At 56.3% G+C, this 23,630-nt stretch carries 22 protein-coding genes and 2 pseudogenes; 8 read left to right on the top strand and 16 right to left on the bottom strand.

The window, feature by feature from the left end; all coding sequences use genetic code 11:
* Positions 1–7: 7 nt before the first annotated feature.
* Together CAF74_RS02065 and CAF74_RS02060 are read right to left on the bottom strand one after the other, a co-directional pair.
* A complete protein-coding gene (locus CAF74_RS02065) occupies positions 8–313 on the bottom strand; it encodes a PepSY domain-containing protein (protein WP_085745150.1) in 306 nt (101 codons plus the stop codon).
* A 141-nt stretch (positions 314–454) separates the two neighbouring features.
* Positions 455–1,579: a glycerophosphodiester phosphodiesterase gene (locus CAF74_RS02060; protein ID WP_085745149.1), complete on the bottom strand. Its 1,125-nt coding sequence runs from the start codon at positions 1,577–1,579 to the stop codon at positions 455–457.
* Between the two features lie 215 nt (positions 1,580–1,794).
* Here CAF74_RS02060 and CAF74_RS02055 point away from each other — a divergent pair, with 215 nt between their 5' ends.
* Entirely contained in the window at positions 1,795–2,121 is a 327-nt protein-coding gene (locus tag CAF74_RS02055) for a DUF2025 family protein (protein WP_085745148.1), read from the top strand.
* 85 nt (positions 2,122–2,206) lie between these two features.
* Here the strand turns inward: CAF74_RS02055 and CAF74_RS02050 are convergent, their stop codons facing one another.
* Together CAF74_RS02050 and CAF74_RS02045 are read right to left on the bottom strand one after the other, a co-directional pair.
* Positions 2,207–2,521, bottom strand: a complete 315-nt coding sequence (locus tag CAF74_RS02050; RefSeq protein ID WP_085745147.1) for an antibiotic biosynthesis monooxygenase — start codon at positions 2,519–2,521, stop codon at positions 2,207–2,209.
* The gene (locus CAF74_RS02045) at positions 2,518–3,225 is read right to left on the bottom strand and encodes a CTP synthase (protein ID WP_085745146.1); all 708 of its coding nucleotides are present in this window, start codon (positions 3,223–3,225) and stop codon (positions 2,518–2,520) included. Before CAF74_RS02045 ends, CAF74_RS02050 begins: the two co-directional genes overlap by 4 nt.
* 15 nt (positions 3,226–3,240) lie before the next feature.
* Between CAF74_RS02045 and CAF74_RS02040 the strand changes: the two genes are divergently transcribed.
* Positions 3,241–4,182 carry a LysR family transcriptional regulator gene (locus tag CAF74_RS02040; RefSeq protein ID WP_085745145.1) on the top strand — a complete coding sequence of 314 codons (942 nt, stop codon included), beginning with the start codon at positions 3,241–3,243 and terminating at the stop codon, positions 4,180–4,182.
* Positions 4,183–4,188: 6 nt separating this feature from the next.
* Here the strand turns inward: CAF74_RS02040 and CAF74_RS29515 are convergent.
* The 4 genes and pseudogenes from CAF74_RS29515 to CAF74_RS02025 all read right to left on the bottom strand — a co-directional run.
* Positions 4,189–4,626: pseudogene (locus CAF74_RS29515) on the bottom strand (methyl-accepting chemotaxis protein); the annotation flags it as partial.
* A gap of 108 nt (positions 4,627–4,734) precedes the next feature.
* Positions 4,735–5,418: pseudogene (locus CAF74_RS29510) on the bottom strand (PAS domain-containing protein); the annotation flags it as partial.
* Between the two features lie 264 nt (positions 5,419–5,682).
* Entirely contained in the window at positions 5,683–6,735 is a 1,053-nt protein-coding gene (locus tag CAF74_RS02030; protein WP_085745423.1) for a diguanylate cyclase, read from the bottom strand.
* 146 nt (positions 6,736–6,881) lie between these two features.
* Positions 6,882–7,490: a TetR/AcrR family transcriptional regulator gene (locus tag CAF74_RS02025; protein WP_085745144.1), complete on the bottom strand. Its 609-nt coding sequence runs from the start codon at positions 7,488–7,490 to the stop codon at positions 6,882–6,884.
* Positions 7,491–7,704: 214 nt separating this feature from the next.
* Between CAF74_RS02025 and CAF74_RS02020 the strand changes: the two genes are divergently transcribed.
* Entirely contained in the window at positions 7,705–8,757 is a 1,053-nt protein-coding gene (locus CAF74_RS02020; protein ID WP_085745143.1) for an MBL fold metallo-hydrolase, read from the top strand.
* Between the two features lie 38 nt (positions 8,758–8,795).
* On the opposite strand, the gene CAF74_RS02015 is transcribed toward CAF74_RS02020, so the two are convergent.
* The gene (locus CAF74_RS02015; protein ID WP_085745142.1) at positions 8,796–9,107 is read right to left on the bottom strand and encodes a hypothetical protein; all 312 of its coding nucleotides are present in this window, start codon (positions 9,105–9,107) and stop codon (positions 8,796–8,798) included.
* 93 nt (positions 9,108–9,200) lie between these two features.
* Complete coding sequence (locus CAF74_RS02010) at positions 9,201–9,968, bottom strand: helix-turn-helix domain-containing protein (RefSeq protein ID WP_085745141.1); 768 nt, start codon at positions 9,966–9,968, stop codon at positions 9,201–9,203.
* Between the two features lie 112 nt (positions 9,969–10,080).
* Between CAF74_RS02010 and CAF74_RS02005 the strand changes: the two genes are divergently transcribed.
* The 3 genes from CAF74_RS02005 (at position 10,081) to CAF74_RS01995 (ending at position 12,948) form a co-directional block, all read left to right on the top strand.
* The gene (locus CAF74_RS02005) at positions 10,081–10,896 is read left to right on the top strand and encodes a sulfite exporter TauE/SafE family protein (RefSeq protein WP_085745140.1); all 816 of its coding nucleotides are present in this window, start codon (positions 10,081–10,083) and stop codon (positions 10,894–10,896) included.
* A 55-nt stretch (positions 10,897–10,951) separates the two neighbouring features.
* On the top strand, positions 10,952–11,671 hold the full coding sequence (locus CAF74_RS02000) for a hypothetical protein (protein ID WP_085745139.1): 720 nt from the start codon (positions 10,952–10,954) through the stop codon (positions 11,669–11,671).
* A gap of 86 nt (positions 11,672–11,757) precedes the next feature.
* Complete coding sequence (locus CAF74_RS01995; RefSeq protein ID WP_085745138.1) at positions 11,758–12,948, top strand: hypothetical protein; 1,191 nt, start codon at positions 11,758–11,760, stop codon at positions 12,946–12,948.
* 3 nt (positions 12,949–12,951) lie between these two features.
* Here the strand turns inward: CAF74_RS01995 and CAF74_RS01990 are convergent, their stop codons facing one another.
* From CAF74_RS01990 to CAF74_RS01965, 6 genes are all read right to left on the bottom strand, one after another.
* A complete protein-coding gene (locus CAF74_RS01990; protein ID WP_085745137.1) occupies positions 12,952–13,938 on the bottom strand; it encodes a hypothetical protein in 987 nt (328 codons plus the stop codon).
* Between the two features lie 185 nt (positions 13,939–14,123).
* A complete protein-coding gene (locus tag CAF74_RS01985; RefSeq protein ID WP_085745136.1) occupies positions 14,124–14,840 on the bottom strand; it encodes an HNH endonuclease signature motif containing protein in 717 nt (238 codons plus the stop codon).
* A 114-nt stretch (positions 14,841–14,954) separates the two neighbouring features.
* Complete coding sequence (locus CAF74_RS01980) at positions 14,955–15,485, bottom strand: Bro-N domain-containing protein (protein WP_085745422.1); 531 nt, start codon at positions 15,483–15,485, stop codon at positions 14,955–14,957.
* An 824-nt stretch (positions 15,486–16,309) separates the two neighbouring features.
* The gene (dgt, locus tag CAF74_RS01975) at positions 16,310–17,707 is read right to left on the bottom strand and encodes a dGTPase (protein ID WP_085745135.1); all 1,398 of its coding nucleotides are present in this window, start codon (positions 17,705–17,707) and stop codon (positions 16,310–16,312) included.
* A 91-nt stretch (positions 17,708–17,798) separates the two neighbouring features.
* The gene (locus CAF74_RS01970; protein WP_007951068.1) at positions 17,799–19,049 is read right to left on the bottom strand and encodes a ribonucleotide-diphosphate reductase subunit beta; all 1,251 of its coding nucleotides are present in this window, start codon (positions 19,047–19,049) and stop codon (positions 17,799–17,801) included.
* Positions 19,050–19,604: 555 nt separating this feature from the next.
* Positions 19,605–19,865 (bottom strand): DUF2790 domain-containing protein, encoded by a 261-nt coding sequence (locus tag CAF74_RS01965; protein ID WP_007912695.1) that lies wholly within the window; start codon positions 19,863–19,865, stop codon positions 19,605–19,607.
* Positions 19,866–20,317: 452 nt separating this feature from the next.
* Between CAF74_RS01965 and acs the strand changes: the two genes are divergently transcribed.
* A complete protein-coding gene (gene acs, locus CAF74_RS01960; protein WP_085745134.1) occupies positions 20,318–22,273 on the top strand; it encodes an acetate--CoA ligase in 1,956 nt (651 codons plus the stop codon).
* A 558-nt stretch (positions 22,274–22,831) separates the two neighbouring features.
* The gene (locus CAF74_RS01955) at positions 22,832–23,605 is read left to right on the top strand and encodes an ABC transporter substrate-binding protein (RefSeq protein ID WP_011335541.1); all 774 of its coding nucleotides are present in this window, start codon (positions 22,832–22,834) and stop codon (positions 23,603–23,605) included.
* The last annotated feature ends 25 nt before the right edge of the window (positions 23,606–23,630 follow it).

The raw sequence follows: 23,630 nt of genomic DNA, 5'->3' as shown, positions 1-23,630 counted from the left end.
CAACCAATCAAGTGTCTTGCTTGTCGCTCAGCACCTTGCCAGTCGTTGCATCGAAGTCCACATCAAACTCCTTGCCATCAGCAGTACGCAACTCAACTTCATACTCATAACCATTGAAGTGATTATCCAGATCCGTGTCAGTGATGGTCGCACCCGGATGCAGTTTCAGCGCTTGTTCGTTCATCGATTCCAGCGACTTGATCTTGCCGGACTTGACCAGTTCAGGGATCTGGTCAACGCGAACGTCAGCCTGGGCCAGGCCAGCGGTGAGGGTCAGGGCGGCAGCAGTAAACAGGGCAGTCAGGGTTTTCATCGGTTATTCCTTTGGGTGATTCGTTTAAGTGAGTTCAGGTTAATCGCCGCAACTTAACTCACCCTTAAAACGCAGCGAGCAGGCTGGACTCCCGAGGGAGCGAGCCTGCTCGCGATACTGACTGACGCGCGGATTTACAGATCAGAAGCCGTTGTTCTTCAACACCTGATCCACACTGGCGGCCGGGCGTTTGTAGAACTTCAGCAGTTCGCTGGCGCGGTTGGTGAAGATGCCGTCGACACCAGAGGCCATGACTTTCTCGAAGTCCACCGGCTCATCCACGGTGTAGACGTGGACCAGCAGGCCCTTGTCGTGGGTGTACTTGTTCATCCATGGCTGCACCAGATCCGAATAGCTCTGATCGCCGCCGTGAGTCAGCTTCGCCGAAGGGCCGGTGCCGATGGCGCCCTGTGCCTTGGCGTAGTCGATCCATTGCTTGAATTCGGCTTCGGATTTCGGCTCCTGCTTGCCGTAGAACGCGTTCTTGTCCTTCTCGCCGGATTCGGCAAAGGTCACTTTGGATTTCGGCTCGATGCTGCCTTCACCCACCCACAGCAACAGGATCTTCGGCACCTGCGGCATTTCCTTTTGCAGCATTTCCAGGCTGCTCTTCTCGAAGGTTTGCAGGATCACCTTGCCGTTGCTTTCGCCGACGCTGGCGGCGTTTTTAGCCGGTTTGGCGCCGGCCGGAACCAGCCAGCCACGAGCCTGGAGTTTTTCCTTCAGGTCATGTTCGATCCCCGGGAACAGCTTCGGCTCCTTGGTTTCGATGTACAGGCCGGGTTTGTGCTTTGGGTTGGCCTGGGCGATGTCGATGATTTCGTCGAGGGTCAGAATCTTCAGGCCGACGTAGGACGGGCGCGCGCGATCCGGGTACTTGGCGTTGTACCAACTGCCGGCGTCGAGGGTTTTCAGTTCGGCCATGGTGAAGGCATTGGCCGGGCTGTCCTTGCGTTCCGGGAACTTGGTGGCGACGTCGGTGGTGCGCTGCAGATTGTCGTCGTGCAGGGCGAACAGCACGCCGTCCTTGCTGCGCTGCAGGTCCATTTCCAGGTAATCGGCCCCCAGGTCGCGCGCCAGTTTGTAGGAGGCGGCGGTGGATTCCGGGGCATCGAAGGACGCGCCACGGTGGGCGATCACCGCCGGGTGCGGAATGCCCTCGGAGGCAGCGAGCGCAACCGGGTTTGGCTGGCTGGCGGCGTGAGCCTGACCGAGGCCGAGCATCAGGCTCAGCAGCAGTGCGCTTTTGGTAAACGTGGCGGGCATGTCGAGGTCCTTTCGCAGGTATTTTCGAAGATGTCCCTTTTAGCAACTCAAACGAAAACGTGCTATCGCAAGACCGACATAAACGTACTGAAAGCGAAAATTTGCGCACTTTTGTGCGTTCGTTTGCAGTACGCTTGGCCACGGCAACCGCCCCGGCAGAGGGCGCGCCTCAATGCCCTGCGTGTAAACCTTCGATCACTCTTGTGAGGTTTACCATGCGCATCACATCGCAACTCATCTGCCAGGCCGCCGACGACCTCAAGGGCTTCGTCGGCCTCAACCGCAAGACCGGACAGTACATCGTGCGCTTCAGTGAGGACTCGTTCGGCATGGACGTGGCCGATGACGGCATCATTCCGTGCAGCGAATTCGTCTGGGCACCGACCACCGAACAGACCATGACCCTCAAGCGCGAACTGATCCAGTTGCTGCTGGATCAGAACATCGATGACCGGATCAACATCACCGAGCCGTTGCGGGTTTACATGAGTAAACGCGAAGTGCCGGAGATTGAGGCGGTGCGTTGTCTGGTGAAGGGCTGAGGTTCTGCAGCGACTGTTCCGGCCTCTTCGTCGGAACGCCGCCCGGGGCAAGCCCGCGAAAGGGCCAGTGAGTACACCTCAATACTCACTGGCCGAACCGATATTCCCGCTCCACCCGACACACCCGCGTATGAAACGCCGAATACCACTCAGCCCGCCCGCGCGCCTGAATCACCCAATGCTCCGGATGCTCGCGCCAGGCCAGAATCGCTGCCTCACTCTCCCAGTACGAAACCGTAATCCCCACCCCGTCCGCGCCTCGGATCGAATCGATGCCTAGAAACCCCGGTTGCTCGGCAACCAACTGCATCATGTGCTCGGAAGCCTCGGCATAGCCGTTGTCACCTTCGGTGCGTGTCGAAGTGAAGATCACGGCGAAACACTCAGTGTCCGGTTTCATCGACATTGCTCCGAGCAGGCTTCAACAAATGCTCGCACCAGCGGTGGCAAGTTCCCCTTGAGCGCCGCACGTTCCGGCTGGAACAGTGTGGCGACAAAGAACACATGGTTTTTCAGTTCGATGGCGCGCAGATCGCCTGCCGAATCGTGACCCACGGCGTGTAGTTCATGGGTCAGCAACTCCCGTTCGAACTGCGGATTCACACCGTAGCGGCAGCGATAGCCTTCGTGAATCTCCGACGTTTCGTACGCCTTGGCGATCAACGAACCGGGCACCAGATGAATGCTGTCCACCGCTTCCACCAGCGAGCAGGTAAGCGGTGTGAGCACTGCGCGGCTCGAGTCAGGCGAGGTTTCGCCATGTTCGGCGTCGGCCCAGCCCAGCACGTGGCGGGAAAACTCCAGCACCGCATGCTGAAAACCGCCGCAGGTGCCGAGGAAAGGGCGCTGCTGCTCGCGGGCAAAGCGGATGGCTCGCAGGGCACCGTCTTCGCTTTTGTAGGGGCTGGCCGGGACACACCAGAAGCCGTCGAATTGTTCCAGCGGCGTCTCGGGCAGGATTCGGTCGGTGGCCAACCATTCGAAATCGACCGGACGGCGAAGGTGTTCCGCCACCAGTCCGAGGGCGGCCGGGATGGCCTGGTGGGCGGTGACTTGCGGATCGAAATCACCGATCAGGGCGATGCGCAGGGCTCTGGATTCCATGAGTACTCTCTGTGCTTGTTGAGGGATGACGCTCACTATAGATTGGCGTTCACGCACTCTAAATTGGCGTTTGCCCAAGTGATCAATGCAGCCACGCAATACCGACTCGACTTCCCGGATCTGGCCCTGATCCTCGCTTTAGTGCGCGGCGGCTCTCTGGCCCGGGCCGCACAGCTGTTGAAGGTCGATGTTTCGACGGTGTTTCGCGCCGTGCGCCGACTGGAAGCTGCACTCGGCCAGCAATTGTTCGAAAAAAGCCGCGCCGGTTATTTGCCCACCAGCCTTGCGCAGACCCTTGCCGAGCAGGCCGAACGCGCCGAGCAGGCACTCGAAGCTGCGCGTATTGGTGTGGAGCAGGGCGGCGAAGTAGTGAGCGGCACGGTGCGCCTGACCTGTACCGATTCGGTGTTGCAAGGTCTGCTGCTGCCGGCGCTGGCGCAGTTCATGCCGAACTACCCGGCGCTGACCATCGAGCTGAGCACTTCCAACGATTTCGCCAACCTCAGCCGCCGCGATGCCGATATCGCCCTGCGCCTGACGCGTACACCGCCGGAGCATCTGGTCGGACGGGAGCTGGCGAAGATTGCCTACCGGGTCTGTGCCAGCCAGCGTTATCTACAAAATGTTGAATCGGCCGATCTGGCGGCGCTGACCTGGATCGCCCCGGACGACTTTCTGCCCGATCACCCGACCGTCGCCTGGCGCCGTCAGCAGTTGCCCGGTGTGACGCCGAGCTATCGCTGCAACAGCATGCTGTCCGTGACCGAACTGGTCCGCGCCGGACTGGGCGTGGCGGCGTTGCCGGACTTTCTCATCAATGAAGGGCTGCAGGCCTTGAGCGAACCCTTGCACGGTTACGACACCGCGCTGTGGCTGCTGACCCGCCCGGACTGCCGCGCGTTGCGCTCGGTGGTCACGCTGTTCGACGAACTGGGGCGGGCGCTGCGATTGCCGTGATCGTGTTTAACCCGGCGCGCGGTCATTGGCGAACATGCTCACGGCTTCCACCGCTTCGCTGGCGCCGTCACGGATCTGCAAAATCACCGTGCCGGCCTGATCCGCCAACTCAACACCTTGCGCTGCTCGCCCGCGGGTGCCGTCCATGCTTTTGATAGCTTGACGGGTTTCCGACTGGATCAGACCGATCATGTTGGAAATTTCCGCTGTCGACCCGCTGGTGCGCGCTGCCAGTTGCCGCACTTCATCGGCCACCACGGCGAAGCCGCGACCTTGCTCACCCGCTCGGGCGGCTTCGATGGCGGCGTTCAGGGCCAGAAGATTGGTCTGATCGGCAATCGCGCGGATGGTGTTGACGATGGCGGTGATTTGCTCGGAGCGTTCGCCGAGCTGCGCGATCAAGGTTGAAGACTCGGCGATGTCGTCGGCAATTTCGCGCATTTCACTGGCTGCTTGCTGAATGACTTGAGTGCCTTGTTCGGCGACTTTTCGGGTGGCGACGGAGATGTGATAGGCGGCACTGGCGCTGCGTGCATCCTGCTCGTGTTGCTCGACCCGAGCGGTCACGTCCGACGCGAACTTCACCACTTTGCACAAGCGACCGGCGGCGTCGTAGACCGGGTTGTAGTTGGCTTCAAGCCACACGGTCTGCCCGCGTTTGTCGACGCGCTCGAATTGGCCCTGAAACAGTTCGCCCTGATTCAACCGGCGCCAGAAATCCTGGTAGGCGCTGCTGTTGACCAGTTGTGCGGGGCAGAACAAACGGTGATGTTTGCCTTTGAGTTCGGCGAGGGTGTAACCCATGCGCGTCAGAAAATTCTGATTGGCGGTGAGGATATTGCCGTCGAGATCGAATTCGATCACCGCCATGGCGCGGTCGATCGCCTGCAATTTCGCATTGGCTTCGCTTTCCTGCTGCACTTTGGCAGTGACATCCATGGCGTACTTGACCACTTTCACCACGCGGCCCGAGTCATCCTTGATCGGGTTATAGCTGGCCTCGAGCCAGATCGGACGGCCCTGGCTGTCGATGCGTTCAAAGGTGCCGGACTGGAACTCGCCGCTTTTCAAGCGCGACCACAACTCGGTGTACTGATTGCCACGGGCAAACTCTGGCGAGCAGAAGTGGCGATGGGCCTGGCCGATCACCTGTTCGCGGGTGTAACCCATGGTTTTCAGGAAGTTGTCGTTGGCGCGCAGAACCACACCGTCGACGTCGAATTCGATCACTGCCATGGAGCGGTTGATCGCCTCCAGCAGGCCGGCTTGTTGGTTGATGGTGTTTTGGAGATCGACGAGGGCAGTCTTGTGGCGGTTGAAAATCATGTTCATGGCACTCTGGAAATAGGACTGAAGGTGGGGTCCCTGTTTCCGCGTCAGCCAGCCAGATATATCAATGGCTGGAAGCAGTGTGCCAGCATCCCGGCTGGCGGATTAACTTATACAAAACTTTATAAACTTGTACAAGAAATCGATTTTTCTCAATTTTGTACAAGTTTTTCAGGCGGGTGTTCGGCTCAACGCTACGCTGATTGTGTTACGTCCCATGTGCTTGGCCGTGTACAACGCCTTGTCGGACTCTTCGAACCACTCAAGGGCATCGGCGTAAGAGGTTTGATAGCGAGCAAGCCCGATACTCAGGCTGACCCGCAGCTCGGAAACGTCGGGATGGCGGTATCGATCCAGTGCCTGACGCAGTTGCTCCATCAGCGCTTCAGCCTTGCTCAGGGGCAGGTTGGGCAGGATCACGCAGAATTCATCGCCACCGTAACGCCCGGCCAGCTTGCTTTCGTCGAGTACGAATTTCAGCTCGTGACTCAATTGCCGCAGCACCGCATCGCCGACGATGTGTCCGTAACTGTCGTTGATCGACTTGAAATGATCGATGTCGATCAACGCCAGAATGGCTTGGGAATTGTGCTGCCGGCACTGCTGGAACTTGAGATGCAGCAAGTCTTTCCAGGCGCCGTGGTTGAGCAGGCCGGTCAGGCTGTCGGTGCGGCTCAGGGCGCTCAAGCTGCGTTTGTGCTCGGCGAGTTTGATCGCCAACCGGTAACAGACCATGCCCAGCGCCAGCGGATAAAGCGTCAGCATCGGCAGGCAGGCCCAGACCTGAGTCTGCGTGGCCGTCAGGGTGAAATGGACGCCGAACACTGACCAGCCCAGCAGCACGCCGATCACTTGGGCGAGCGCGCCAAGCCAGAACAGGCGCACGCCACCGGCGGCCACGTTGTTCATGGTCATCATCGACAGGATGGTGACGGTAGTCAGCGGATTGAACTGAAAACACGCGGTCCAGAAACCGCCGCACACCGAGTCATAGAGCAGGTTGCGGCGTTCGGCGCGATAGGGGAAAGCCGAGCGGGTCGAACATTGATAGGCCACGTGCGGCCAGAGAAAACCATTGAACAGCAACAGCGCCCAGAGCCAGCCCGGCATGTTCAACGGATACAGCGCGGCGCCGACACTGAAGAAACCGATGCCCAGTCCGATGGCCCTTGGCAAGTAAATGCGTCTGGCGAATGACAAGCCTTTGCCGCGTTGGTTTTCCATGGTGTTCTGCGCCAGATTCATTCTGAAACACTTTGCAGTGTAATTCTTCAGACTGACCGTTCATCGGCCAATGACAGACATTGTCATTTATTCCAGCGGGAAAATTCAGTGTCCTTGTGAGCCATTTACCGTGGCGCAGGCCCAATCTAGAGCTGATAGCAAGCCAGGAACATGTCCAGTGCAGAGTCGACCACGGCATTTTGCGCTGTGCTGTCGAGGGAGGGCTGGCCCATGGAGATCTGCGGCCAGAAGGCAAAGGTCTTCAGCAATCCCTGCACCTGATGCGCGGCGAACTCCGGATCGACCGGTTTCAATCGACCATCCGCCTGGGCGGCGCGAATCCACACCGTCACGCTTTCCTCACGTTCGCCCATACGCGCCACCATGTTCTGCGCGCGCTCCGGCGAATGGATCGCGGCCGCGATGGCGACACGGGCCAGATTCATGAAATTGTCGTCCGCCATCATTTGCAGTTTGGCCAACAGCATTTGGCGCAACTGCTCACGCAAAGGCAGATCGGGCTGATATGACACGGCTTGCTCGGTGCTGATCCGTGCCCACAACTGGTTGAGAATTTCGGCGAACAGCTCTTCCTTGCTCGGAAAATGGTTATACACCGTGCGCTTCGACACCCCGGCAGTGGCCGCAATCTTGTCCATGCTGGTGACTTCGAAACCGTTGGCCCGGAACTCGGAAATGGCCGCGAGGATGATGGCTTCGCGTTTACGGTCGGTGAGGCGCGTTGGAGCTGTCATAAATTCGATTCGGCAGAAAAAGGGTGAAATTACACTCGGCAGTTTACTTGTCATCCGGTTTGTTGCAACCTAGAAACTACACCGTTCAGTGTAATGTTGCCTTAATCGGTGCACCCTAAAACCAGATGTCCGGCTGATGCGTGCGTGCCTTGGCCCTCTATCGTCCCACCGTGGAAAACCGTGAATTGTGCGGTTTTCCTGGAGTCTTTCAGTCATGGCCAAATCAATTTCTTCCGCGGTTAGTCCAGCACCTGAAGCTTCGCGCCAGGCCGAAGGGACTTTCCGTAACCACGCGCCGGTGCAGCGTGAAGGCTTGCGCAAAATGCTGCGGATCATGTGGAACATGATCTTCCACAAACCGCGCAACACCCGGCCGGCGGCGGCCATTCCAGTGCAGCCACTGACCCGCGCCGACCTGATCGCGGCGCCGAACCACAGCGTCTATCGCCTCGGTCACTCGACCTTGCTGCTCAAACTGCAGGACAAGTTCTGGATCACCGACCCGGTGTTCGCCGAGCGTGCGTCGCCGGTGCAATGGGCCGGGCCGAAACGCTTCCATCAGCCGCCGATCAGCATCGATGAATTGCCGTCGATCGAAGCGGTGATCCTGTCGCATAACCACTACGACCACCTCGACTATGAAGCGGTATTGAAACTGGCGGACAAGGTCAACGTGTTCCTGACCCCGCTGGGTGTCGGCGACACCCTTATCAAGTGGGGCATCGATGCCAGCAAAATCCGCCAGTTCGACTGGTGGCAGGGCACAGAAGTCGCCGGCATCCGCTTCATCGCCACACCGTCGCAGCACTTTTCCGGGCGCGGCCTGTTCGATGGCAACCAGACCCTGTGGGCTTCGTGGGTCATCATCGACGGCGACAAACGCATCTTCTTCAGCGGCGACAGCGGCTACTTCGATGGCTTCAAACGCATCGGCGAACAGTACGGCCCGTTCGACGTGACCCTGATGGAGACTGGCGCCTATAACGTCGAATGGCCCCACGTGCACATGCAACCTGAGGAAACCCTGCAGGCCCACATCGATCTCAAGGGCCGCTGGCTGTTCCCTATCCACAACGGCACGTTCGACCTGGCGATGCATGCGTGGCATGAACCGTTTGACCGCATTCTTGCGCTGGCTTGGGAACGCAGTGTTTCCATCACCACGCCGCAAATGGGCGAGGCATTCAACCTGGCACAGCCGCAACGGGGGAATGCGTGGTGGTTGGCGGTTGAAGGGGAGAGTGAGGCGGTGGTGCAAGGAGCCTGACTCACCGGTGCAGGTTCGCCTCGATGAGGCGAACCGAATCACTCCGCCATCGCATAATCCCCACGCACTGATTCGGCTGTCGAACCATTGCTTGTCGAACGCCCCGGCGCAAACCCCGGAAAGAACACCAGCCCCTGCGCCTCAAACCGATAGGTCAACGCCAGCCGCGCCGAATCCGCCACTTCCTGCTGCGCTTCGAACCGCTGAATGTCCTCTACTGAAACCTTGGCCTCCCGCGACAACTGTTCAATGCTCCAGCCCAACATCCCTCGGGCCTGGGCGCAGTGGGTCGGGGTGAACTGGAAAAGGGCGATACGTTCGAGGATGAGGTTCATCGCTGAAGAGGCCATGGTGTGCTCCGGGCTCGAGAGTGCTGATGGAAAATGTACTGTGTTTTTGTACAGTTGTTTTCGGCCGGGATCAAACGCATTTTTTGATTTCCCCTAGTTCGCCGCCTCTAACCAGACGGACGGTGCCTGACCGAGGATGCGACGGAACATCGTCGAGAACGCCGCAGGGCTGTCATAGCCGAAATCCAAGGCAATCCGCGTCACCGCTTCACCCGCCGCCAGGCGTGCCAGCGCCAATACCACGCAGGCGCGCTGGCGCCATTGACTGAAACTCAGGCCGGTCTGCTGACGAAACAGTCTGTTGAAGGTGCGTAAGCTTACGTGCAGCTGATCGGCCCATTGCTGGGGTGATTGGTGGGTATTCGGCTGATGCAGAAAGGTCTGACACAGTTCGAGCAGTCGTCCGTCAGACGGCAGAGGGATATGCAACGGAAGTGGTGCACTGCGCAGCAATTCATGCAACAACAAGTCGACCAGCACGCCATCACGCCCGGTCAGGTCATAGGTCAGCGGCAGCTCCACGGCTTCCATCAGCAAGTGCCGCATCAGCGGCGACACACTGATCACCTGACAACGCTCGCCCAGATCCACCGCCCCCGGCTCGATATACAAACTGCGCGTGCTGACCCCCAGCATTAACACCTCATGCGCCACACCCGGCGGAATCCACACCGCTCGCTGCGGCGGCACCACCCAGTTGCCATCATGCGTGCTGACCTGCATCACCCCGGTCGCGCCGTACAGCAATTGCGCCCGTCGATGCGTATGACGTGGCAACAGATAGCCGTGGGAATAATCCGTACCGATCGCCACCACCGGGCGCGGCGTGTCATCCAGCAGATTGATCGAAACATTGCGCATCGAGCGGCATCCAGCGATTGGCGTAAACGCAAACATTATTGGCTCGGTTGCTGAAGCAGGCCAAGCGCTGCCGCTCTATCGTCGACCGCTCCCAAACAACGGACGATGCGCCATGTTCTACCTCCTGCTGACACTTTTCGGCTGCCTGACCGGCGTCACCGCCGTGCTCTTCGGCTTCGGCGGCGGCTTCGTCGTCGTGCCGCTGCTGTATCGCATGCTCACCGCGAGCCACGGCGCCGACGACCCAATTAGCCAATCCGCCATGCACATCGCCGTCGCCACCTCGACCTGCGTGATGATCGTCAACGCCTTGGTCGCCACCGGCAAACATCGCCGCGCCGGCAACCTCATCCGTGATTACCTGTGGCCCTTGGGCGGGTTCATCGGGTTGGGCGCGGTCGTCGGCGCAATCGCAGCGGTGTGGGTCAGCGGCGAAGTCATTCGTTATGCCTTCATCGCCTACCTCGGCGTGACGATTGTCGACTGCCTGCTGCGACGCGGCTTTCTTACTCGATCCGAAGGCGTTATCCCACGGCGACTGGGAACGCTGGAATCGTCCGGCGGCGGTGTAGGCATCGGCGCCATCGCAACCTTTCTCGGTGTAGGAGGAAGCGTCATGACCGTGCCGTTATTGCGGCGTTGCGGGTTGAGCATGTCGCAGGCGACGTCGATGGCTAACCCGTTGAGCGTGCCGGTGGCGCTGGCGGGAACGCTGACGTACATGCTGATGGCGGGGTTCAGCGAGACAAAACTCGGGCCATGGTTTGTCGGGTATGTGGATCTGCTGGCATTTGCGGTGCTGACGCTGGGCTCGATGCTGGGGATTCGACTGGCCACACGGTGGATCGGGCGGATACCGGATCGGGTGCATGCTTGGGTTTATATTGGATTGTTGGTTATTGTGATGGTGGTAATGTCGGTTAAGTAGTCGTCAATCGACAGCCCCATAATCGACCACTTCCAGTATTTATTAGAGAACAAGGATGCTGATCTTCAACTGCACCGAAGCCGTCAGCAAGTTCTTCAGTCGTGTCCACCAAGGCAAAAAGATCACCCCGGTGGATTTCGCCCCGCCGTCATCAACCATCGAAGATGATGAGATGGACAGTGCTGTCGAACAGTGGCTGGTGCATGCGATCACTGTGCAACGAAAGCATGTGCTGTTCGCCATGCACATCAAGACTCGCTATTGCATGGTTTTCGCCGACATGAAAAAGGCGGATCTGGATGCATTTGTGGGGCAATTCGCTGATCGCTGGTTCAACGGTGTCATGCTTCATGCAACCCATCACGGACTCTCCGAGTGGATTGATATCGAACCGTTGATTGAGCGATTCCAGTGGATGTGTCGACCGCAGCAGTTCTATCGCCGCAGCCATCGCAGCGCACAAAAACACATCGATGAAATTGCCTGGGTCTTCCAGGACAAGGCCGCAGGGGCCGGTTGTTTACCGCCTGATGAAGTCGCAGCCATGGTGTTCGACGCGCAGATGAACGACACCCCGAGAAACAGCAAGGGCGCCAAGGGTTACTACTACCCGGATGAGGAGATGACCGTTCATTGGCTTCGTCGTTATTGCGCTCTGGATGAGGACGAAGTTCAAGCGGCAAAGACGCGCCGCATGCAAGTGTATCGGGAGATAGCAGCAGTCGAGCGCGAAGCCTGGCTGGAAGAGTACAACCGACAAAACTCGATTACTTAAGCCACCCCCGCCATAATCCGCCCCGCATTCACTAGCGCCGGCACTCACGTCCCGGCGCGACCTCCGACTCACTCAGGGATCGATCCATGCTCAAGGGACTGTTGCGCCTGGCGCCATACGCCGCCGTGCTGTTTTCACTGCTTTCCACCGCTCAGGCTGACGACGGCAGACGTGTGTTCACCGGCACGCTGGGCAAGACGCCGATTGTGGTGGAACTCAACACTCAGCAGCCGGATGAAGTGACCGGTCGTTACTTCTACGAGAAATACCATCGGGACCTGCCCCTCAGCGGGTCATTGCAGGACAGCACTCTGACGCTGGTCGAAGGCAACAATCGCTACAGCGACGACAAGCCACTGCCAACTTTGAAACTGGAAGAAACTGCCACTGGCTGGCAGGGCGAGTGGCAACGTCCGAAGGGCAAGAAGCTTTCAGTGCAACTTTCCGAGGCCAGGCTTCCAGCGCCGACAACTTCTACGCTGCCCTTCATCGCCGCGCTGCCAAACGGCGAGCCGTATGAATATTTGCGACTAGAGGGACTCAAGCTCAAACCGCTGAAGAAACAAGACTTCATGGGTTACACCCTGCAATGGTGGACAGAGCCGGAGTCAAAGATTTCGCTGTTCAGCGTAGAGTCCGGTCTGCCAAAAGACGATCTGCAACGGGTTAACCGGCAGTTGCTTGGACGGTTGTGGAATGAGGTCATCCGCTATCACGGTTGCCAACTGCAGGGCGGGGAATACGTCGAGTTCATGCAGGACGCAGAACCCAAAATGATTTCGCCAGCCGTGGTCAGCCTGAACATCTCGACCAGCTATTTCTGCGGTGGCGCGCATCCGGACTTCGGTGATTCACCCCTCAACATTGATGTAAGCACAGGCCATCCGTTATCACTCGAAGATGTGTTGTGGGTAGGTGAGGGCAAGCCACTGCTGCATGCCGAACGAGACAGTCTGGGTGACAAGCCCTTGAGCCAAGCCGAAAGTGACGCGCGTTATCAGTATGAAAACAAAGAGCTGGTGCCTTGGTTGATCAAGCAATTCACCGTCCTGTACCCCGCAGAAATGAAGAAGCCGACGCAAGATGACGATTGCGACTTCACGGAAGAAAGCGTTTGGGGTTCTTCGCCGTGGTACTTCACTGCGAAAGGCTTGTACCTGGGCGCCTACTTCGCCCGCGTTCAACGCTCTTGCGATAGACCAGACTGGTCAGTCCTGCCGTACTCCCTCATCAAACAACACCCCGGCGCCGTCAAACTGCAACTGCCCCAGAACTAACCATCACACCAGACCCGGCGCTTCACGAATGATGAAGTGATCCAGGTTCTCGATATTGGCATTGAAGACCTCGAAAGGCTTTTCGGGGTTCTTCTTGCCCGGCACCTGCTTCAACTCCGGCGTCACGCCATAAAAGAAGCAGAACAATTCCTTGTCGCTGTCGATGGCGTGCTTGATCTCTTCCAGAAACGCCTTGCGCTTGCGGTAGTTGTCGATCAGCTTTTTGTTGAGATAGACACTGACCGGATAAGGCTTCTTCTTGCTGTCATCCGGTTTCTTGAACCAGACCTTGTCCTCGAAATCGATCCGGAAACTGGCGCTGTGAAAGTCCTCGATCTTCTTGATCCGGCCCCAGTAAATCAGCCCCTTGTTGTCCATCAAATACTCGATCTTCTTGAAGAACGAACTGTACGGCGCCGTATGCTCGCCAATCTTCAACGGCATGCGCTTGAGCAAATCCTTGTCCGCGAAGTTCGACACAAAACACTCCACTGGGTGAGCGAAGACACTGGTCTTGTCCGGCGCCGTCTCACGACTCGGCGACTCTTTTGAGGGGGCAGTTGCCACCCGCACCGGATCATCCCGCAACACATCCGCTGCCCCCGCTGGCGCGGCAGGCTTGCGCACATACTCACGACGCGTCAGCAACAACTCCGACGGGAAATGCTCCTCCCGACCGTCATCCGCTTCCCCATCCGTCGCCTCAACCCCCGACGCCGACGTCTTCAAACTCACATACGGACAACCCGCCACATGCTGCGTACCGGGCAGATTCTTGAAGTGCGGCGTGCGCACGTAATTCACGTTCTTGGCGTTGAACGTACCCAACTCGTTGGACGCATCGAACGCCGAACGACAGGCGTCGTTGGGGCATTGGAAGTGTTCCTTCGCAGAATCGAACGCCACAGTCTCATCGAAATTGAGATCGCGAACGTCATAGATCGACAACTTGTCGTCGAGGCTGAGGCAGTAGGCGAGGTCGAATTTCATGGTGGGGCTCGGGTCCTTGAGTGGGGGAAGGGGTATTAATAGCGGGAGGTGGGGTGGGTTGCACTGATTGTTTTCAGAATGATGCGGAATCTTTAGAAGCCAGCCTGCTGGTGATCGGTGGCATCAACTCAATACTGAATCCAGACACCCACTCAGCAGCAAAAGCTCTTCCTAGTCACAGAGTTTTATTCCTCTGGAATCAGCCTTTTCACCCGTTTATAAAGCGAGGCTGTAAACGCCAAGCGATCATTCGAATGGTGGCAACGACGATGGCAATTCGGACAAAGTGCGACAGCGTTCGAGACTTGATCCGAACCCTTATCTGCAAGTGGTTTGACATGGTGGACTTCTAGAAACGGCAGGTCATGCATTTGAAACGGAGCCGGGTCACCACAGCCTTCGCAATGTCCCTCGGCTTCATTTCGGACCCAGGCTCTAACCTCGGGATCGCGTACGTAATCCGTGCGATTACTCGACGCTTTCTTTGGTTTCTTTATGCCTTTCGGCGGCTCTTTTATGTGCTTCTTCTGAATTGCAGCAGCGCGACGCTCTAGTGTTTCTTCATCGGCTGTCGGAATCGCCGGGTCGCCCGGCTGGATGCCGCGATTTGTGAGAGCTGTTTGAATTAACTGCTCAACGTTCGAACCAACGTTTTTCGCCGGTTTGTAACCCTTGATGGGTTTCCGATCCATCGTCATCAGGACTCTGGAAATGTTCTGCATTCTGAATTCGACGGAGCCTTTTGTGCGAGTCAACAAGGCTGATGCGCGTAGTTCGCGATTCTCATGTGCCTTGTTGAATTTTTGGCCCGCGAGCTCTAGGTCAAGCATTTTGAGATAGGTGTAAACCGCTGCCTCAATCTCAGCAACAGTCCAGTCAGTGTCTTTTTTCTTGTCGCTCATAAAATCGCCGAGGGTTGAAAACCCTCGGACGATACTGAGTGGCCATTACAGATGTCTACGAAAATTCCTACAGAAAATAACGACGGATCTCGCGAAGTCCTACAGCCAGCATCACTAACCCATCGAGGGCCCCGAAGGCTGAAACATCTGCGCAACCCTTCGCCACCAAGGCTTCCCCGGTCTCCGCCGTTGCGTCTGATCGTTCAGCAGATAAGGCATATCCCGCAGTCGAATCCAGCCTTCATCCTGCCAATGCAGCAAACTCAACGACATCTCCGGCCAATCCAACAAACTCAACATCGGTCGTTCTGAATGTCCTGAGTGCTCTGCATCGCGCAAGGCCGGCACCACCTGCAGAGTCAACCACTCCCGCAACAACCGGTTCCCCGGAACGTAGTGGTACACCAGCAGCGCATACACACCTGATTCGCTGAGCATCAATTGCTTTTCGGGTTGCCGAAAATACTCAATCCACAAAACGCGACGTTGGTCCTTATCTAGTTTGTTGACCATGCGTTCGCACAGATGGACACCCATCAAACGACCCACATCGCGGGCGCAGAACCACGGTTGGTTTTCGAGCAGAAGGGCGCGTAGTGCGAGGTTGTGACGTGAGAAGACTGCTACAGAAAAAGGATCGGGCATATCCATTACCTCTACGTTTAGATTTTTGGAGGGCCTGACCCCAACGTAGAGTGGACTTAAGAAATCCCAACGAGCAGGTAATCACTGCCGACGACATGCGCGTCCGTGAGTTGACCATGCTTTCTACGTTGGGTGTTTCTTAGGCACCTGCGAACAAGTTAGTACAGTTTTACAGAAATTTGAAGGTAACCACTTCTTCGAGTGCTGTCGGATATTTCGCTTCTACAAAATTTTTTGTAAAAAATGCACTTTTTACAGGATTTTGCTCTTTTGTGGGAGCGCAAGATAGTGAGAGCTGTTGTTGCTCCATCGCAAGCTGCTATAGCCTGCGAGTAATCGGTGTCCTATCCATCGTGTATCAATTATCTGGACTTCATTAGGTTTTGAAATTAGTAAAAGTCGACCCATAAAACTCACCCAGTCAGTATGTTTTATTAATTTTAAACTATAAGCGTGGCATGATCTGCCCGAGTTGAAAAAGGACATTTCTTTGAATATGTCCCGGGGTAGTATTTGTCTGATAAGATTGATTTTTTCTAATATTTCATGTTCGGAAGCGACAAAATCTATCATTGGAATGTGGAATAATTTTTTGTTAATTCTAACTGATGAGTGTATCGCAAGCTCGTTGTTGTTAGGTAAAGCGCTTATGATTTTTTCAATGATATCTTTAGATAGTTGGTTTGCACTTATGCGAATTATTTCGCGATGATCAAGGATGGATTGAGGTTCGTATTCATAAATGCTGAGCTCAAACTCGGCATCATAGCTCAGGCTTGATGCCAAGTCTTTTAATAGATAGAAAGGGTGGTTTTCCTCTAATATCATGTTGTCCGAATGCCCATTAGTTTTTGATACATTTCTAGTGCAAAATCATCTGTCATTCCTGACAGGTAGTCGATAATAAGGTGTGCTCTATAAATCCATTCTTTTTCCGGGTTTGCGGTTGCTTCATGTTTGTATGATTTTTTACATTGCGATGGGAGTAAATTTATTAGGCGGGAATGAATTTGTAAGCCCAGCTCTTTTGTTTTTTCGGTGTCTTTATTTAGGACGGTTTGGAAATTTTCGCAATCTATTTCGAGTAATGGTGATAATTTGTCTAATAGGCCGGTTATTATGCTGTTTCCTGAAAGCTCAATTACCTCTGCTTCTCTCGATGTGTAAACGTTGAGTGAGACAAAGTTTCTTACTGCTTTGAGTATCTTATATTCTGAAGACTGTTTCTCAATCAGGGTCTCGTGAAAATTCCCTTGAAAAATCCCATCGGCGTTTTTTAGAAATGACTGTTTCGCTATGTTTGTTGCTCTGTTTATTATATTGGTTCTAATGTAGATAAATTCGTTGATGGTCTCTTTGTTCTCTTTTGCTTTTAAAGTGAGCTCTTCCCAATCCTCTTTTGCTTTTCCATCTAAAGCATTGCTGACATCTTTCAATACGTCGTCGAGACGAATAATTTTTTTCTCTATCCCATCTTCGATGTCGCTTAGGCAGTAAGCTATGTCGTCTGCAGCTTCCATGATGAACGTCAATGGGCTCCGCACGTAGTGAGGGATTTTTAGTCTGTCCCAGACGTCTTTGATGGACGCGTCTTCAGTTAAGAAATATCCTGGTTTTTTGTGAAAGTTGTTTTTGCCCGCCTCACGGGTGCTTTCGGGGTGGGGGTACTTCAGATAGGCAGCAATAGTTGAACAGGTCAGATTCAACCCATACTGATCTTCCCCTTGGAGCTTGGTAATTATCCGAAGCCCTTGAGCGTTGCCGTCGAAATTTTCGAAGTCGACATAGTGAGACGTTATGCTTTTTCTATGCTGCTCGAATGGTTGGTTTTCTAAACCTTTATTTTTAAACCAATTGGAAATTGCAGCTTCACCGAAATGTCCAAAGGGAGGGTTGCCTATGTCATGTAGAAGACAGGCACATTCAACAATGTTAACTAGTGGGTCCGAGTCGCTGATCTCATTGGTCTTAACTAACTCTTTTGCAATTTTCTGAGCGATTTGTCGGCCAATTGTTGCCACTTCTAATGAGTGTGTGAGTCGACTGCGAACTGCGGCATTTGACTCAAGAGGAAATACTTGAGCTTTTTTCTGAAGCCGCCGGAACGGAGCTGAAAACAAAACTCTCGCCTTGTCGCTCTCTGTTTCCGATGTTAAATCGTGCTCCCTAACAGTGGTAGTCGGCCGAAGGCGCTCAGTACTAATTATCGTGCCGTATTTCATTGTTTTCTCCTTAAAAAAAACCCCGCATTGCGGGGCTTTTATTACCCAGCGTCCATGCGCAGGTAAAACCGTTCAGATTGTATTGATGGGATCAATCCCAGCTCAACGCCCCACCAGTCTGATACTCAATAACCCGAGTCTCAAAGAAATTCTTCTCTTTCTTCAAGTCCATGATCTCGCTCATCCAAGGGAACGGGTTAGTCGTCCCTGGGTACTCTTCCTTCAAACCGATCTGCGACAGACGACGGTTAGCGATGAACTTCAGGTAATCCTCCATCATCGCAGCATTCATACCCAACACACCGCGAGGCATGGTGTCGCGGGCGTATTCGATTTCCAGCTGAGTGCCCTGCAGGATCATCTGCGAAGCTTCTTCCTTCATTTCGGCATCCCACAGGTGTGGGTTTTCGATTTTGATCTGGTTGATCACGTCGATGCCGAAGTTCAGGTGCATGGATTCGTCGCGCAGGATGTACTGGAACTGCTCGGCGACGCCGGTCATTTTGTTGCGGCGGCCCATGGAGAGGATCTGGGTGAAGCCGCAGTAGAAGAAGATGCCTTCCAGAACGCAGTAGTAGGCGATCAGGTTGCGCAGCAGTTCTTTGTCGGTCTCTACGGTGCCGGTGTTGAATTCCGGGTCGGAGATGGCGCGGGTGTATTTCAGGCCCCAGGCGGCTTTTTTCGCGACCGACGGGATCTCGTGGTACATGTTGAAGATCTCGCCTTCATCCATGCCCAGCGATTCGATGCAGTACTGGTAGGCGTGGGTGTGGATCGCCTCTTCGAATGCCTGGCGCAGGATGTACTGGCGGCATTCCGGGTTGGTGATCAGGCGGTACACGGCCAGGGCCAGGTTGTTGGCCACCAGGGAGTCGGCGGTGGAGAAGAAGCCGAGGTTGCGCATCACGATGCGGCGCTCGTCGTCGGTCAGGCCTTCCGGGTTTTTCCAGAGGGCGATGTCGGCGGTCATGTTGACTTCTTGCGGCATCCAGTGGTTTGCGCAGCCGTCCAGGTATTTCTGCCAGGCCCAGTCGTACTTGAACGGCACGAGCTGGTTGAGGTCGGCGCGGCAGTTGATCATGCGCTTTTCGTCAACGGCGACACGGGCGGCGGAGCCTTCGAGTTCGGCGAGGCCTTCGGCGACGTCGAGGGAATCCAGTGCAGCCTTGGCGCGGGCCACGGCGGCCGAGTCTTCGGCGGTCACGGCGCGGGCTTCGAGGGCGGCGGCACCGCCGGCGCTGTCGAGGCGGTCCATGTTGGCTTCGCTAGCGTGGCCGGCGTTGGCGCCTTTCACTGCTGCTACTTCACTGTCTTCTTTGTCGAATTCGTCCCAGCTCAGCATGACGTGTCGTCTCCTGCGTGAGGGCCTGTGCCCGTGTGAAAACTGATTGGTTGGTTTTTCACACGGCCGTACAGGCCGCGTTGGATGTCGTTTTTTGCAGCGGTGCTACGCAGGCAATAAACAGAAAATTTTTACGGGTTTCCGAGAGCCTCTGACGGGCGCAGGTCAGCGTTGTCGCTGCTGCGGGGCTTCAGAATGGCTTTGATCCCTGTAAGGGAATATTGCTGACCCGATTAGGGCGGCATTATAGGGAAAAAAACACGGGCGTGGGGGAGGGCGAAACAGCGCAGGGCGGTCGAGCGCGCGGGTGATTTCGATCGGAGCGAGGGTTTACAGGGCTTTCGCCGGGATTGGCCCCGGAGAAAATTTTTTCATTAATTTTTTGGCGTGTGATTGATTGCTCAAAAAACGAGCAAAAAACCGCGTTTTTCACTATATCTTGTGTTTTGCAACCCTTTTGCGCCGCTTCAAACACAACTGAGCCCGACCGAAGCCGGGCTGGAATCGACTCTCGATGTTGCGCTGAGTGATCCGATTCGGTGCAGTCTCAACGCATCAATTGGTGCAGCCGTTACCCATGATGCTGTAACGCAGGATGTGACGCTGACCCTTGGAGTCGTCGTACTCCATTTTCGCCGGAACAACTTCGCAGACATTCGGAACTTCGCTCATGGAAACAACTTTGGCGATGTCCAGGTGAGTGGAGTAAGTGTATTCCTCGATAACCGGTTGTTGCTGTGCGACATCAGTCGGAACCTCGTCTGCCATGGCGGTTGCGCACAGACTGCTGAGGGCCAGAACCAATAAAGCTTTCATTTGACATTTACCTTCTTGAGGTCGAGTGGGGGCACGCAACCTTTTTGGGGTTGCGTGTGGAACTTCATCGTTTTGCTTTGTTACTTCAGAACTGGATTAACGGCCTTCGTGGGGGCTGTAACCTTGTTAATCGCTTTGCCTTGTCGGCGAGGTGAATTTTAGGGAGGCGGGGCAGGGGTAAACAGACCCGGTTTTGATAAACACCTTTGGCAGATTTGGTAACAATCCTTGGAGATGGTGTTACCAGCGCTGCGGCTTTCCCGGGAAAACGAGGCGTCTGAATCGCTGGCAGGCCAGCTCCCACAAGGGTTGCGGGGTTTGCTTCGGAGGTGGTTCGGGCATTTCTGGATGTTTTGTAGGGGCTTGTTACTACCATCGTCGAATGGTTCTATACGGGCGCCCCGGCTACAACAGGGTCATACAAAAACAACTATTACACCGAGGTAGGAAAGATGAGTGCGGCTTCCCTGTATCCCGTTCGTCCCGAGGTTCTGGCCAGTACGCTGACCGACGAGGCGACCTACAAGGCCATGTACCAACAGTCGGTCGTCAACCCTGACGGTTTCTGGCGCGAACAAGCCAAGCGCCTCGACTGGATCAAGCCTTTCACCACGGTGAAACAGACTTCGTTCGACGATCACCATGTCGACATCAAGTGGTTTGCCGATGGCACCCTGAACGTTTCCTACAACTGCCTCGACCGTCATCTGGCCGAGCGCGGCGATCAGGTCGCCATTATCTGGGAAGGCGATGATCCTTCCGAAAGCCGCAACATCACCTACCGCGAACTGCACGAACAAGTGTGCAAACTCGCCAACGCCCTGCGTGGCCAGGACGTACACCGCGGCGACGTGGTGACCATTTATATGCCGATGATCCCCGAAGCCGTGGTCGCCATGCTGGCCTGTACCCGGATCGGCGCGATTCACTCGGTGGTGTTCGGCGGCTTCTCGCCGGAAGCCCTGGCCGGTCGCATCATCGACTGCCGCTCGAAAGTGGTGATCACCGCTGACGAAGGCATCCGTGCCGGCAAGAAGATTTCCCTCAAGGCCAACGTCGACGACGCCCTGACCAACCCTGAAACCAGCAGCATCCAGAAAGTCATCGTGTGCAAGCGCACTGGCGGCGACATCAAGTGGAACCAGCATCGCGACATCTGGTACGAAGACCTGATGAAAGTGGCGGGCACCGTCTGCGCGCCGAAAGAGATGGGCGCCGAAGAAGCGCTGTTCATCCTTTATACCTCCGGCTCCACCGGCAAGCCGAAGGGCGTGCAGCACACCACCGGCGGTTATCTGTTGTACGCGGCCATGACCCACGAGCGCGTGTTCGACTACCGTCCGGGCGAAATCTATTGGTGCACCGCCGATGTCGGCTGGGTCACCGGTCACTCCTACATCGTCTACGGCCCGCTGGCCAACGGCGCGACCACGCTGCTGTTCGAAGGCGTGCCGAACTATCCGGACATCACCCGGGTGGCGAAGATCGTCGACAAGCACAAGGTCAACATCCTCTACACCGCGCCGACCGCGATCCGCGCGATGATGGCCTCCGGCACCGCCGCTGTTGAAGGCGCGGACGGCAGCAGTCTGCGTCTGCTCGGTTCGGTGGGCGAGCCGATCAACCCGGAAGCCTGGGACTGGTACTACAAGAACGTCGGCAAGTCCCGTTGCCCGATCGTCGATACCTGGTGGCAGACCGAAACCGGCGGCAACATGATGAGCCCGCTGCCGGGCGCCCATGCGCTCAAACCAGGTTCGGCGGCGCGTCCGTTCTTCGGTGTGGTGCCGGCGCTGGTGGACAACCTCGGCAACATCATCGAGGGCGAGGCCGAAGGCAATCTGGTCATTCTCGATTCGTGGCCGGGTCAGGCGCGCACCCTGTACGGCGACCATGACCGTTTCGTCGACACCTACTTCAAGACCTTCCGTGGCATGTACTTCACCGGTGACGGCGCCCGTCGCGATGCCGATGGTTACTACTGGATCACCGGTCGCGTGGATGACGTGCTCAACGTGTCCGGCCACCGCATGGGCACTGCCGAGATCGAAAGCGCGATGGTCGCTCACCCGAAAGTCGCCGAAGCGGCGGTGGTCGGTGTGCCGCACGACATCAAGGGGCAGGGCATTTATGTCTACGTCACCCTGAAAAACGGCGAAGAGCCGAGCGAGCAACTGCGCCTGGAACTGAAGAACTGGGTGCGCAAGGAGATCGGGCCGATCGCTTCGCCGGACGTGATCCAGTGGGCGCCGGGGCTGCCGAAGACCCGTTCGGGCAAGATCATGCGCCGCATCCTGCGCAAGATCGCCACGGCCGAATACGAAGGCCTGGGCGACATCTCCACCCTGGCCGATCCGGGTGTGGTGCAGCATCTGATCGATACGCACAAGACCATGAACGTCGCCTAAGCGGCGGGTCTGAAGGCTGAAAAGCCCCGTCCGGCATTGCGCCGGGCGGGGCTTTTTGTTTTCCAATAATTATCGAATTGCTCCGTCAGCCCATTCCCACTGTTACCCGTCCGCCTTCAAGTAACTGAATGTGTAACCGCCCGCTCCGCAACGGGGCATCCGGAAACGCATCGCCCCGTTTTAGAGCCTTAAAACACCCGGTGAAAAATAAGACATAACCCCGCGCTTGCCGGATTAGAAGGGTTTGCGAATAATAGGCCCGCAATTTGCAGTATAGATCGGTTCACTGTCTTTCGCTCTTGCATGAAATTGCAGGGCTGTCAATGTGCTCAAGCGGGTTTCTCGGTGCATCTGTAATTAGTTGTCGCATTGAAGAAATATCGGCTTCGGGCCTGTCGTTAGAATGCCGATCACTCGCTCGTCGTGGCTTGCGTTGAAGCCTTCGCGGTTTTGACTGGAAATGTCCCACGCACGCAGCAACCGATTTCGTTACACCCATTCGCATATTGGGCTGTCGCTCACTCTGCCGTTTTTGCCCTTTACCGATGGAGTCCCAAGATGAAGAAACTTGTGCTGCTTGGCGCCCTGGCACTGTCCGTGCTGTCCCTGCCGACATTCGCCGATGAAAAGCCTCTGAAAATCGGTATCGAAGCGGCTTACCCTCCATTCGCCTCCAAAGCGCCGGACGGCAGCATCGTCGGTTTCGACTACGACATCGGCAACGCGCTGTGCGAAGAAATGAAGGTCAAGTGCCAGTGGGTCGAGCAAGAGTTCGACGGTCTGATCCCGGCACTGAAAGTGCGCAAGATCGACGCGATCCTGTCGTCCATGTCCATCACTGACGACCGCAAGAAGTCCGTGGACTTCACCAACAAGTACTACAACACCCCGGCCCGCCTCGTGATGAAGGAAGGCACTCAGGTCAGCGAAGGTCTGGCTGAGCTAAAAGGCAAGAACATCGGCGTACAACGTGGTTCGATCCACGAGCGCTTCGCCCGCGAAGTCCTGGCCCCGCTGGGTGCCGAGATCAAGCCATACGGCTCGCAGAACGAAATCTACCTCGACGTGGCCGCCGGCCGCCTCGACGGCACCGTGGCGGACGCTACGCTGTTGAATGACGGCTTCCTGAAAACCGACGCCGGCAAAGGCTTCGCGTTCGTCGGCCCGGCGTTCACCGACGTCAAATACTTCGGCGACGGCGTAGGCATCGCGGTACGCAAGGGCGACGCTCTGAAAGACAAGATCAACACCGCCATCGCGGCCATCCGCGAGAACGGCAAGTACAAGGCAATCCAGGACAAGTACTTCGACTTCGACATTTACGGCAAGTAAAGACGTCGCTCGACCCGTCCGAAAT

It is taken from the genome of Pseudomonas sp. R45(2017), assembly GCF_002112305.1.
GTDB classification, from domain to species: domain Bacteria; phylum Pseudomonadota; class Gammaproteobacteria; order Pseudomonadales; family Pseudomonadaceae; genus Aquipseudomonas; species Aquipseudomonas paraglycinae.
This window is presented reverse-complemented; position numbering and strand designations above follow the sequence as displayed.